This window comes from Buttiauxella sp. S19-1, assembly GCF_022134725.1.
Lineage (GTDB): Bacteria > Pseudomonadota > Gammaproteobacteria > Enterobacterales > Enterobacteriaceae > Buttiauxella > Buttiauxella ferragutiae.
The window spans coordinates 1-11773 of sequence record NZ_JAHWLU010000138.1 but is presented as its reverse complement, the minus strand read 5'-3'; the positions used below and the strand labels follow the sequence as shown (position 1 = coordinate 11773).

The following is an 11773-nucleotide window of genomic DNA, read 5'->3' as shown; positions in this document are numbered from 1 at the left end:
ATCTAACGCCTGCAGCAGAACCCCTTTCGAGATAATGCCCACGTACTGACTCTCTTCCCCAACAACCGGAACCGCGCACGGTGCCTGGCCGACATGGGTGAGTAGATCACTCAGTGAAGTCTCTGCGGAAACGGCCGCTGGAGATTCGAGGTAAGCATTGTCCAGACCCTGGCCCGCAGCTAACGCGGCTTTCAGTGAGTCAGTGGAAACAATACCGAGGAATTTTTGCCCGCGTTCAATGACATAACCAAATTCACGGTCTTCATCTTGCAGCAATTTCAGCGCGGATCTTGGGCCGAAACCGGCAGTTTTACGCAACAGGCCAGCCGGGCTACGACGGGCAATATCCTTAGCGCTAAATACCTGGCTAATATCTACGCCACGGAAGAAGGTGCGCACATAATCATTCGCCGGATTATTGAGAATTTCATCCGGCGTACCGACTTGCACCACTTCACCACCCTGCATAATGGCAATTCGGTCGCCAATACGCATCGCTTCATCCAGATCGTGGGAAATAAATACGATGGTACGCTGATGTTTCGCCTGCAATTTAATTAATTCGTCCTGCATTTCAGTACGAATTAAAGGATCGAGGGCAGAGAAGGCTTCATCCATCAATAATATATCGGGATTAATCGCCAAAGCACGAGCCAAACCCACACGCTGACGCATACCGCCAGAAAGCTCATCGGGATAAGCGTGGGCATAATTTTCCAGCCCAACCTGACGCAGTGCATCAAGCGCTTTTTCCTGACGTTCTTTCAACGCAATACCGGCTAATTCCATGCCGAATCCAGCGTTATTTAACACCGTCATATGAGGCATCAAAGCAAAGGACTGGAATACCATGGAAATCTTATTTTTACGCACTTCACGGAGTTCCGCTTCTGATATTTTGGCAATGTCTACGCCGTCAATCAGTACCTGTCCACGGGTTGGTTCAATCAGGCGATTGAGAAGGCGAACCATGGTGGATTTACCGGAACCCGATAACCCCATGATGACAAAAATCTCGCCTTCTTCAATGGCCAGACTGGCGTCTTTTACGCCAAGCGACAGCCCTGTTTTCTCCAGTAATTCTGCTTTTGAAATACCTTTTTCTATATATTTGAATGCGCGCTGTGGATGCTCACCAAATACTTTATATAAATTCTTCACTTCAAGTTTAATTGCCATGCAATAAAGTTATTCCTGTATTTATATATTTATACACAATTCCTGATGGAAATATTCACTGCATATACCCTAACATACTTAGAATCTGAGACAACCCTCCATTTCCGATATATCCAATATCCGCACGGCGCATGTGGTCGGCATTTCCCATGAGTAAAGGGCTGAGGGCAAATATGAAAAAGATGATATTTTTTGTAACCGGAGGCGAAATTAGCCTGAATGAGACGAGGTTCACAATAATATCCATGGCGGATAAGCATCACTCTATCCGCCATAAATAAACGCAAAATTTGGTGGGTTATGTGTTCGATTATCCGCTGTGGATTAATCTATTTTTCTTAATTAGAAGTCCCAATCTTCGTCCTGAGTCTCCACCGCTTTCCCCATCACATACGACGAACCCGAGCCTGAGAAGAAGTCATGGTTTTCGTCGGCGTTGGGAGAAAGCGCTGCCAGAATCGCAGGGTTCACTGCGGCCATTTCAGGCGGGAACAGCGCATTATAGCCGAGGTTCATCAGTGCTTTATTGGCGTTATAGCAAAGGAACGCTTTGACCTCTTCCTGCCAGCCGACATCGCCATACAACGCATCGGTATACGCCACTTCATTATCGTAAAGATCCATCAGCAACTCGAAGGCGAAATTCTGCAATTCGCTCTGTCGTTCAGCGCTTTGCTGCACAAGATTTTTCTGAAATTTATAACCGATGTAATAGCCATGCACCGCCTCGTCACGAATGATCAGACGAATCAGGTCTGCGGTGTTGGTCAACTTGCCACGGCTTGACCAATACATCGGCAAATAAAAGCCTGAATAAAATAAGAACGACTCCAAAAATACGCTGGCGATTTTCTTCTTCAACGGGTCATCGGCATGATAATGCGCGAGGATAATTTGCGCTTTGCGCTGGAGTGGTTCATTGGCTTCACTCCACGCATAAGCGGCATCAACATCTTTGCTCTGGCAAAGTGTCGAGAAAATCGAACTATAAGAACGAGCATGCACCGCTTCCATAAAACTCACGTTCGACAACACCGCTTCTTCATGGGGTGTTATTGCGTCAGCCATTAATACGGGTGCGCCAATGGTATTCTGAATGGTGTCCAACAACGTCAACCCAGTAAATACGCGGATCGTCAGCTGCTGTTCATCGTTGCTAAGTGATTGCCACGCCGGAATATCGTTCGACAGCGGGACTTTTTCCGGCAGCCAAAAATTACTGGTCAGGCGGTTCCATACCTCGAGATCTTTCTCATCCTCGATAATATTCCAGTTGATGGCGCGCACGCGGTTTAACTGAGTCATCTTCTCCCCTTATAAAGCGCAGGACACGCAGCCCTGGACTTCGGTGCCTTCCAGTGCCATCTGACGCAAGCGAATGTAATACAGCGTTTTAATGCCTTTTTTCCAGGCATAAATCTGCGCTTTATTAATATCGCGGGTGGTGGCGGTATCGCGGAAAAATAGCGTCAGCGACAAACCTTGATCAACGTGGCGTGTGGCTTGCGCGTAGGTGTCGATTATCTTTTCCGGGCCAATATCGTAGGCATCCTGGTAATACTCGAGATTCTCATTGGTCATAAACGGGGCCGGATAATAAACGCGCCCGGTTTTGCCTTCTTTGCGGATCTCAATACGCGAAACAATCGGGTGAATACTCGACGTTGCGTGGTTGATATACGAAATAGAACCCGTTGGTGGAATGGCCTGCAAATTCTGGTTATACAGGCCGAACTCCATCACATCATCACGCAACTGCTGCCACTGCCTGCGAGTGGGGATGGTGATACCGGCGTTGGCAAATAACTCGCGAACTTTTTGGGTTTTCGGCTGCCAGTTTTCTTGCAGATATTGCTGGAAATATTCACCGCTCGCATAGCGTGATTGTTCAAAACCTGCAAAACGTTGTTTGCGTTCCCGTGCCAGCAAATTCGAGGCGCGAATGGCATGCCAGGTCACGGTGTAAAAATAGATGTTAGTGAAATCCAACCCTTCCGCAGAGCCATAAGCAATGCTTTCGCGTGCCAGATAACCGTGCAGATTCATCTGCCCGAGGCCAATCGCATGGGAGGCGGAGTTGCCCGCTTCAATCGACGGCACCGAGCGAATGTGGCTCATATCGGAAACCGCCGTCAGCCCACGAATGGCGGTTTCTATAGTCTGAGCAAAATCTGCGGAATCCATCGCATGCGCGATATTCAGTGATCCGAGATTGCAGGAAATATCGTGGCCCACATTCTGGTAATCGAGGTTTTCGTCATAGGTCGACGCGCTATTGACCTGCAAAATTTCTGAACACAGGTTGCTCATATTAATGCGCCCGGCAATCGGGTTGGCGCGGTTGACCGTATCTTCAAACATGATGTACGGATAACCGGACTCAAACTGGATTTCGGCCAGTGTCTGGAAGAAATCGCGCGCGTTAATAAAGGTCTTGCGGATGCGTTCGTCTGCCAGCATTTCAAGGTACAAATCGCTGACCGCAATATCGCCAAACGGCTTGCCGTAAATACGCTCGACATCGTAAGGCGAAAACAGCGCCATCGGCTGGTTGTCTTTCGCTAACTGGAAGGTGACATCCGGGATCACCACGCCAAGTGAGAGCGATTTGATGCGGATCTTTTCATCAGCATTTTCGCGTTTGGTATCGAGGAAACGCAAAATATCGGGATGATGGGCGTGCAGATAAACCGCGCCCGCGCCCTGGCGCGCACCGAGTTGGTTGGCATAAGAAAACGCATCCTCCAGCATCTTCATTACCGGGATCACCCCGGACGACTGGTTTTCAATGCGTTTAATCGGTGCGCCGACTTCGCGTAAATTCGACAGCAGAAATGCCACACCGCCACCGCGTTTCGACAGTTGCAGCGCTGAATTCACCGCGCGGCCAATCGACTCCATATTATCTTCGATACGCAGCAGGAAGCAGGAAACTAGTTCGCCGCGCTGCATCTTCCCGCAGTTCAAAAACGTCGGTGTTGCAGGCTGGAAGCGGCCACTGAGCATTTCATCCATCAGCTGAACTGCCAGTTTTTCATCACCTTGCGCCAGCGTCAGCGCCACCATACACACGCGGTCCGGGAAATGTTCCAGATACTCTTTGCCGTCATAAGATTTCAGCGTGTAGCTGGTGTAATACTTCCAGGCACCCAAAAAGGTCTGGAACTGGAAACCGCTGCGATGCGCTTTCTCAAACAATTCCACCACAAAACGGCGCTGATAACGTTGCAGCACCGCGTTGTCGTAATAGCCTTCCGCCACCAGCCCGTCCAGACGCGCTTGCTGGCCAGAAAACTGGCGCGAGCGGGGCAGCACATGCTGTTGATGGAATTGCTCGACCGCCAGTTTATCTTTCTCAAACTGGATGCGCCCTTCGGAATCATAAAGATTCAACATGGCATTGAGCGCGTGATAATCCGCGCTTTCCGCTGCCATTACGCTGATAGCTTCTGTCGTTGCCAAAATTCTTTGACTCCCTTACGCACGTTTTCAATGTCTTGCCCGGTGCCCAGTAGCTCAAAACGATAGAGATACGGCACCTGGCATTTTTGGGCGATCACGTCACCTGCCCGGCAAAATCCTTCGCCGAAGTTGCGGTTGCCGCTGGCAATCACACCGCGCAACAACGACCGATTAATCGGGTTGTTTAAAAAACGAATCACCTGAGCGGGAACGGCTCCGGCAATCCCGCCGCCGCCATAGCTCGGCACAATCAAAATGTACGGTTCCGTCACTTCCAGCCGCTGCTTGAAATCCAGCGGAATGCGCACGGCGGGCAGCCCGAGGCGTTCGACAAAACGCAGGGTGTTTTCCGAGGTGCTGGAGAAGTAGACGAGGTTGCTCATGCGTGGGCCTGGCTGCGCAGGCGGTTGATCATATCCGGCCTAAACCCGCTCCAGCTTTCCTGTTCGGTGATAACAACTGGCAACTGGCGATAACCCAGCGTGCGTAAATCGTCCGCCGCTTCTGGGTTTAAATCGAGGTTAATCAGCTCAAAAGTGAACCCGCGGCTTTCGATAGCACGTTTGGTGGCGTGGCATTGGACACAGTCATTTCGGGTGTATATGGTAATGCGCATGATTCTTATTCTCTCTGGTGTTGAGAATATGAATACTAGATGTGGGTGAGAAAATTATCAACCATACAAGATATAGTATTTTCGATAAGAGGGAGGGAGTGGCGTGGTTTTCACCCTCTCCTTTGGGAGAGGGCCGGGGTGAGGGGAAAACTCAAAAACTACATACGCATACCGATCGCCAGGCGGTTAAACGCATTCATCAGGCTCGCGGCAAAAGTCAGATCGCTAATCTCATGTGCAGTAAAGAATTGCAGCAGCGGCTGGTACACCGCATCTTCCGCACCACCTTCGGTAATCATGGTCACCGCTTCAGCCCAGGCCAGCGCCGCACGCTCTTTGTCGCTGAAGTGATGGCTCACTTTCCAGCCCGCCAGCGCATCCAGTTTGGTCTGGTCCACGCCATCTTTGCGCAGGGCTTTTGAGTGCATCTCCAGGCAATAAGCACAACCGTTAATCTGCGAGACACGCAGGAAAACCAGCTCAATCAGTGTTGAACCCAGCGAGCTGGACTCCAGACCTTTCAGCGCTTGCAGCATCGGCTTAAACACAGCAGGGGAAAGGTCAAAATAGGGTTGGCGTAATTCTGTCATGGTGTTGTTCCTCATGTTGGTGTGAAAGCAATTTAGCACTATGATGGACTACTAAAGAGAGCCATAAACTAACTAATAAAGCAGGCCATAATGGCAAAATCGAATCAACTGGTGGTCAGCGCTCACCACGCCATCCCGCGTTATCAACAAATTGCCAGGCAACTCAAACAGGCAATCAGTGATGGTGAGCTGGTGGCCGGAAGCCGTTTGCCGTCGAGCCGTACTATGGCACTTGAACTTGGTGTGGCGCGGGCGACAGTGGAAAACGCCTATGGCGAACTGGTGGCACAAGGTTGGCTGGAAAGGCGCGGCCAGGCGGGAACCTTTGTCAGCCCTTCAGCCACTTCGGGGGCAAATAACGTTGCCAATACCTCGAGCCAGCCGCAAGGTGCGCCACGTCCGTTTCAGATGGGGTTACCAGCCCTTGATGGATTCCCGCGCGCACTCTGGGCGCGGATGATGGGGCGGCGTCTGCGCCTGCAAACCCGCTATGACCTGATGCTGCCAGAGGCTAACGGCGAATCGACACTGCGCCAGGCCATTGCCGATTACTTGCGATTTTCGCGCAGTATTGACTGCCAGCCAGAGCAGGTATTTATCACCGCTGGATTTCAGGCCGCCATGCGTCTGGTGGTGCATACCCTGGCAAAACCTGGCGACGGAATATGGCTGGAAGACCCCGGTTATCGCTATGTGCGCCCGGTTTTTGCTGAAGCAGGAATGGCGCTACATCCCGTCCCCGTCGATAACGAAGGGATGCAGATTGATTACGGGTTAGGTCATTTCCCTGACGCTCGTTTTGCGCTGGTTACTCCCGCTCACCAAAGCCCACTTGGCGTGGCGTTGTCACTGGCACGCCGCCATCAGTTGCTGGACTGGGCAGCAGCGAATCAAAGCTGGGTGATTGAAGACGATTACGACAGCGAATTCCGCTACCATGGCAAACCACTGCCACCGATAAAAAGCCTCGATGGCCCACAACGGGTGATCTACGCGGGGACGTTCAGCAAATCGCTATTTCCCGCGCTGCGCGTCGCCTGGCTGGTGGTGCCGCAACAGCAAGTCGAGGCGTTTTCACAACATACTCATTACTTACCCTGCACCGCGCCGTTGTTGATTCAGCAAACCATTGCCGATTTTCTCCGCGAAGGCCATTTCTGGCGTCATCTGAAAAAAATGCGTCTGTGCTACAGCGAACGGCGAGTATGGCTGGAACAGGCACTGCAACAGCAAGGTTTTGATGTGGTTCCACAGGCCGGAGGCATTCAACTGGTGATGCGTGTCGGCGGCGATGATCGTGCGCTTGTGGCGAAAGCTCGCGAAGCCGGGCTGGCGGTGCAGGCATTAAGTGACTGGCGGATGGTGTCAAAAGGGGAAGGGGGAATTCTGATGAGTTTTACCAATCTCACATCAATGGCGATGGCACTCAAAGTGGCGCAACAACTTCGTGACGCGATTTTCTGACTGCACCTCTTCCTAGGTCGGATAAGCGCAGCGTCATCCGATACAACTGGCGTAAATGGTGGATGACGCTAACGCTTATCCACCCTACAAAGTCAAAATCGAACCATAGGTCGGATAAGAGCAGCGTCATCCGATACAACTGGCGTAAATGGTGGATGACGCTAACGCTTATCCACCCTACAAAGTCAAAATCGAACCATAGGTCGGATAAGCGCAGGGTCATCCGATACAACTGGCGTAAATGGTGGATGACGCTAACGCTTATCCACCCTACAAAGTCAAAATCGAACCATAGGTCGGATAAGTGCAGCGTCATCCGATACAACTGGCGTAAATGGTGGATGACGCTAACGCTTGTCCACCCTACAAAGTCAAAATCGAACCGTAGGTCGGATAAGCGCAGCGTCATCCGATACAACTGGCGTAAATGGTGGATGACGCTAACGCTTATCCACCCTACAAAGTCAATATTGAACCGTAGGTCGGATAAGCGTTAGCGTCATCCGACATAACTGGCTTACCACCCCACAAGAAAGTAAAGACCCCGGCAGAACCGGGGTCAGACGCATATTTGTTATCACTACACTTTTGTGGCTAACGACGGGACGCTAATAAAGCCCCGATGAAAATACCTACGGCGGCGCTAATACCCACGCTTTGCCATGGTTTGTCGCGCACATAAGTATCGGCACAACCTACCGCATCACAGGCGGCTTGTTTCACACGGGTGCGACCATGAAGGCGAGCTCGTGTCTCTTTGAGCAGAGATTCCGCTTTTTTGCGGGCGGCTTCCCCTTCTTCTTTAACATCGCTACCGAACGATTTAAGAACCTCTTCCAGCGTGTCGGCCAGCTGGTTCACGTCACGGTTAATATCATCAACACCTTCGTCTACATCATTTCGATTTACACGGTTAAACATTAGTTTCTCCCTTGTTGCGATGTACTTCTCAGTGTAGACCATAATTTTTAGTCATGAGACAGGTCACGCGCTTTCGCGGTCTTTATGGACTAATCTGAAAGCGCTAGTAATGCTGGATATTGTAAGGTTGCGCTGCAATAGAAGATGATGAGGAAAAATTATGTATTTACGACCCGATGAGGTGGCCCGCGTTCTTGAAAAAGCCGGTTTTACCATGGATGTTGTCACACCAAAAACATACGGATATCGCCGTGGTGAAAATTACGTTTATGTGAATCGCGAAGCGCGTATGGGGCGAACTGCGTTGATTATTCACCCAACCTTAAAAGAACGAAGCCAGACACTGGCAGACCCTGCCACGGACGTTAAAACTTGCGATCACTACCAGCATTTTCCACTCTACCTTGCTGGCGAAACTCATCAGCATTACGGCATTCCGCACGGTTTTAGTTCACGCATTGCGCTGGAACGTTATTTGTCTGGTTTGTTTGGCGAGCATTAATCGAAACCGGTGTTGTTGCGCGTCACGGCGCAACGCTAACCTCAAGCCCCAGCTTTTGCATTCCGGTAACCGCTGATGCGGAATAAGCGACGGCAATAATCCAAAAAGTAGCCATACGCGGCACCCATAAACATCGACACCACAATGTTAGAGCTGACTGCTGCAGCTATCTGGGTCCAGTCAGCACCGACCGACCACAAAATGGCGACGTAAACCGGTGACTGGAAAGTCACATAAGCCAGCACATCAGCAAGATTTTTCGCCCAGTTAGCTTTGCTATAACGTTTAGTCAAACGCATGAAAGCATCGCGATATAAACCGTAGGGCCAGGCAATCAGGATATTCACCGGGATGGCGACCAGCCTTGATGAGAGCGACTGCTCAAAGCTCATGCCGGAGAGAAAAATCTCTATCATCATGTTCACAACCGAGCAATACACTACCATCGCAAAAGTATCTGCGACTGCATGACGCAGGCGTGACTCAGGAGAAAACATTCTTCCAGCTCCTAATGAAAATTAGATATATACACTACCAGGTCGACATGATGGCAGTGCTAATGCGTGGCTTATTTTGATTTGACTAGATTATATCGCTGGTTGAAATCGTACAATTAGTGATTAATTTTTATTTAATCGCGTTTTGTCAATAAAATCCGCTAAATGGCACATAAAAGGCAGGGTTTCATGATTTTGTCGCTTCGTTATTAATTTTCATTTAAAAATCATTGGGTTAATTTTTCGTCAGTCGCAGCGGTTTTTCGGGCTATTCAGAGCCTGAATTTTTGTTGTGGGGTTGTTTATATAACGATGAGTGGGGCGGGGTAATTATGTGGTTTCAGGCGGGTGAACTGTAGCCCGCCTGATCATAGCGGCATTAGCAAACGCCAAAATCGTCGTCTTCTTTATACAAAACCACGTCTTCTGCTTTTAGCGTGACCTTTTCGCCGCTCAAAATATTCCTCGGGGTACAGAACAAAGTATCGCCCTGAACATCCAGCACTTCATACTTCGGGCCACCTTTCTTGGGTTGCACCAAATCGCCTGCCTTGAACATAATTAACCTCATTCAATTGAGAGAAATGAATTACGTATACCCGTCATCCTTCAAGCTGCAGGGGTGTTGGCTGCACTCACTTACCCAAATCACTTACTTAAGTAAGCTCATCGGGATAAGCTCCCTGGCCGCCTGGCTGCAACTCGAATGCTAACGGGTATATACCGTTAACCATAGCCCAAAATAACGGGACAAAAAGCCGAACTCACTCAGTGCTTATTCCAGGGCATTACTGCCAGCAAGCGTGCCATGCCGCAAAAACCGCTGATACCCGCAAACAGCAAACCCGCACCGACAAAACCCGACAGTAAATAGAATCCTGGGTGAACAACAAACCCCAGAATCACACCCGCAAGAACCAGGCTTCCGGCGGCAATTTGCACCTGGCGCATTAACGGCAACGGCTGTGATTTATCTTCGAGAATTTGCTGGCCATCTTTCTTCCAGGCCGTTAATCCCCCTTCCAGCAGCAACACTTTTGCGGGGGCCACGGCATCAACCAGTTTCTGAGCATTTTGCGTGGTGCGCATGCCGGACTGGCAATAAAAAATTACCGTATCGAAAGGGTCAAACGGGCCAAGTCTATCGCCATTTTCGATGGCAGAAAGCGACAGTAAATGTGCCTCGGCAATATTCTCACGCGCATATTCATCACGCTCGCGGATATCAATCAACGCCGCACCTTTGGTGAGCAGCGCTTTGGCATCACTTGGGGAAATAGTCTGGATAGTCATGCTGTTCCTCACGGACAATAAATGGCTTTAAGCGTGCCAATGATCTCCCGAATGGCATCACTTTTAATGAAATAAAGAATGCGCTGCGCCTCGCGGGTACTGTCGATAAGCCCTTCATTGCGCATACGGGCAAGATGCTGAGAAGTGGCAGATGGACTTAGCCCAGTCGCCGTAGCCAGCTCGCCTGCTCCGGTGCCGGGGGAATCGAGCAACATGCAGAGGATCAGCAGCCGATTGGCGTTACTCATTGCTTTGAGTAGCTTTGCGGCATCGCTCGCGCTGGCCTGGAGTTTTAGCAGTTCGGGATTCATAGTTTTAGTTTAGCACTTACTTAATTAAGCAAATGCTAAACTAAAGGATGGGAAAATGCACGTGATTGTTAGCCATTGATCAGGATGATTGTTGATGCCTGGCCCAGGCCGCCAGTACCGTGCGCTCGGATAGCTCAAGGTACTCCGCGAGCGTACGGGCGGCTTTTTCATTTTGGTCATCAACCAGCAGCGCAAGGATGTGGGCATTCTTCTCAATATAAGGGGCATAGAGAATTTCGGGATCGTTAAGATGCCCGAATACTAGCCGGAGTTCTGCGGAGATATTGCGGTACAGGCGCGTCAGGCGCTCGCTGTCGGCCAATTCGACAATCGCCGTGTGGAACTTCATATTTGCCGTTCCCACCTGCCGCCATTCGCTGGTCTGGCGGTACTCCCGCGCTTCTTGCACAGCGGCTTCCATTTTGGCAACGGCTGGATGCAGCGGATAGGCATGGGTGAGGGCGTCGCACTCAATCAGCCGACGAATACGGTAAATATCGAGAATTGCCGCCATATCCGGCACTGCCACACAAACCCCGCGATTAGGCTCGTAACGCAGCAACCCTTCCTGGGTCAGCATGCGGAACACTTCACGCAGCGTATTGCGCGAAATATCCAGTTGTTCGCTGAGGGCAGCTTCCGAAAGGCGCGCGCCGGACGCGAGTTCGCCAACGATAATCTTCTGGCGGATAGTCTCGGCGATTTTCTCGCTCAGCATTTGAGTGGCGGCATCTTTCTTCATGTTGTTCTGCGGTAACCTGGTGAGCGGCAATCTTCACATATTAGCCTGGTAGCGGCAAGGCATTGAGACTGGGGGATTATTTCAATTCCATGCACTATAAAAGCGCATAACTGCATTTCTATGCACTCCACTGGTGCAATCCCTCACTTTCTTCACGCCGCCGATCGGGAAAAAGTGATCGGCGTCGGTTTTTTAT

14 protein-coding genes are annotated in these 11773 nt (G+C 50.5%); 2 read left to right on the top strand and 12 right to left on the bottom strand.

Going from position 1 to position 11773, the window contains the following annotated elements:
* The 6 genes from proV to MES37_RS21350 form a co-directional block, all read right to left on the bottom strand.
* On the bottom strand, window positions 1–1179 hold a 1179-nt coding region (gene proV / locus MES37_RS21375), incomplete at its 3' end, for a glycine betaine/L-proline ABC transporter ATP-binding protein ProV (RefSeq protein ID WP_237932604.1).
* A gap of 342 nt (window positions 1180–1521) precedes the next feature.
* Window positions 1522–2484, bottom strand: coding sequence for a class 1b ribonucleoside-diphosphate reductase subunit beta (gene nrdF / locus MES37_RS21370; protein WP_064543995.1), 963 nt, complete (start codon window positions 2482–2484; stop codon window positions 1522–1524).
* A gap of 9 nt (window positions 2485–2493) precedes the next feature.
* Window positions 2494–4641 (bottom strand): class 1b ribonucleoside-diphosphate reductase subunit alpha, encoded by a 2148-nt coding sequence (nrdE, locus tag MES37_RS21365; protein WP_121815029.1) that lies wholly within the window; start codon window positions 4639–4641, stop codon window positions 2494–2496.
* The gene (gene nrdI / locus MES37_RS21360; protein ID WP_237932603.1) at window positions 4614–5024 is read right to left on the bottom strand and encodes a class Ib ribonucleoside-diphosphate reductase assembly flavoprotein NrdI; all 411 of its coding nucleotides are present in this window, start codon (window positions 5022–5024) and stop codon (window positions 4614–4616) included. Before nrdI ends, nrdE begins: the two co-directional genes overlap by 28 nt.
* Complete coding sequence (gene nrdH, locus MES37_RS21355) at window positions 5021–5257, bottom strand: glutaredoxin-like protein NrdH (RefSeq protein WP_064544000.1); 237 nt, start codon at window positions 5255–5257, stop codon at window positions 5021–5023. The genes nrdI and nrdH overlap by 4 nt, the downstream gene beginning before the upstream one ends.
* Window positions 5258–5415: 158 nt before the next feature.
* On the bottom strand, window positions 5416–5847 hold the full coding sequence (locus tag MES37_RS21350) for a carboxymuconolactone decarboxylase family protein (RefSeq protein ID WP_064544002.1): 432 nt from the start codon (window positions 5845–5847) through the stop codon (window positions 5416–5418).
* Between the two features lie 132 nt (window positions 5848–5979).
* Here MES37_RS21350 and pdxR point away from each other — a divergent pair, with 132 nt between their 5' ends.
* Complete coding sequence (gene pdxR / locus MES37_RS21345; protein WP_121815745.1) at window positions 5980–7311, top strand: MocR-like pyridoxine biosynthesis transcription factor PdxR; 1332 nt, start codon at window positions 5980–5982, stop codon at window positions 7309–7311.
* 594 nt (window positions 7312–7905) lie between these two features.
* Here pdxR and MES37_RS21340 read toward each other — a convergent pair.
* Complete coding sequence (locus tag MES37_RS21340; RefSeq protein WP_034457412.1) at window positions 7906–8232, bottom strand: DUF883 domain-containing protein; 327 nt, start codon at window positions 8230–8232, stop codon at window positions 7906–7908.
* Between the two features lie 160 nt (window positions 8233–8392).
* Here MES37_RS21340 and MES37_RS21335 point away from each other — a divergent pair, with 160 nt between their 5' ends.
* Window positions 8393–8734: a DUF2002 family protein gene (locus tag MES37_RS21335; protein WP_064544004.1), complete on the top strand. Its 342-nt coding sequence runs from the start codon at window positions 8393–8395 to the stop codon at window positions 8732–8734.
* A 41-nt stretch (window positions 8735–8775) separates the two neighbouring features.
* Here MES37_RS21335 and alaE read toward each other — a convergent pair whose 3' ends face one another.
* From alaE to MES37_RS21310, 5 genes are all read right to left on the bottom strand, one after another.
* Entirely contained in the window at window positions 8776–9231 is a 456-nt protein-coding gene (alaE, locus tag MES37_RS21330) for an L-alanine exporter AlaE (protein ID WP_064544006.1), read from the bottom strand.
* Between the two features lie 379 nt (window positions 9232–9610).
* Complete coding sequence (locus MES37_RS21325) at window positions 9611–9790, bottom strand: hypothetical protein (RefSeq protein ID WP_064544059.1); 180 nt, start codon at window positions 9788–9790, stop codon at window positions 9611–9613.
* A 209-nt stretch (window positions 9791–9999) separates the two neighbouring features.
* Entirely contained in the window at window positions 10000–10524 is a 525-nt protein-coding gene (locus tag MES37_RS21320) for a rhodanese family protein (RefSeq protein WP_064544008.1), read from the bottom strand.
* An 8-nt stretch (window positions 10525–10532) separates the two neighbouring features.
* Window positions 10533–10835 (bottom strand): ArsR/SmtB family transcription factor, encoded by a 303-nt coding sequence (locus tag MES37_RS21315; protein WP_064544010.1) that lies wholly within the window; start codon window positions 10833–10835, stop codon window positions 10533–10535.
* A gap of 79 nt (window positions 10836–10914) precedes the next feature.
* Entirely contained in the window at window positions 10915–11577 is a 663-nt protein-coding gene (locus tag MES37_RS21310; RefSeq protein ID WP_064544012.1) for a GntR family transcriptional regulator, read from the bottom strand.
* Window positions 11578–11773 lie beyond the last annotated feature (196 nt).

Bases quoted from the DNA above. Each gene is read 5' to 3' on its own strand.
- nrdF (WP_064543995.1), bottom strand. From the start codon at position 2,484: ATGACTCAGTTAAACCGCGTGCGCGCCATCAACTGGAATATTATCGAG.
- nrdI (WP_237932603.1), bottom strand. From the start codon at position 5,024: ATGAGCAACCTCGTCTACTTCTCCAGCACCTCGGAAAACACCCTGCGT.
- nrdH (WP_064544000.1), bottom strand. From the start codon at position 5,257: ATGCGCATTACCATATACACCCGAAATGACTGTGTCCAATGCCACGCC.
- MES37_RS21350 (WP_064544002.1), bottom strand. From the start codon at position 5,847: ATGACAGAATTACGCCAACCCTATTTTGACCTTTCCCCTGCTGTGTTT.
- MES37_RS21340 (WP_034457412.1), bottom strand. From the start codon at position 8,232: ATGTTTAACCGTGTAAATCGAAATGATGTAGACGAAGGTGTTGATGAT.
- MES37_RS21335 (WP_064544004.1), top strand. From the start codon at position 8,393: ATGTATTTACGACCCGATGAGGTGGCCCGCGTTCTTGAAAAAGCCGGT.
- alaE (WP_064544006.1), bottom strand. From the start codon at position 9,231: ATGTTTTCTCCTGAGTCACGCCTGCGTCATGCAGTCGCAGATACTTTT.
- MES37_RS21325 (WP_064544059.1), bottom strand. From the start codon at position 9,790: ATGTTCAAGGCAGGCGATTTGGTGCAACCCAAGAAAGGTGGCCCGAAG.
- MES37_RS21320 (WP_064544008.1), bottom strand. From the start codon at position 10,524: ATGACTATCCAGACTATTTCCCCAAGTGATGCCAAAGCGCTGCTCACC.
- MES37_RS21315 (WP_064544010.1), bottom strand. From the start codon at position 10,835: ATGAATCCCGAACTGCTAAAACTCCAGGCCAGCGCGAGCGATGCCGCA.
- MES37_RS21310 (WP_064544012.1), bottom strand. From the start codon at position 11,577: ATGAAGAAAGATGCCGCCACTCAAATGCTGAGCGAGAAAATCGCCGAG.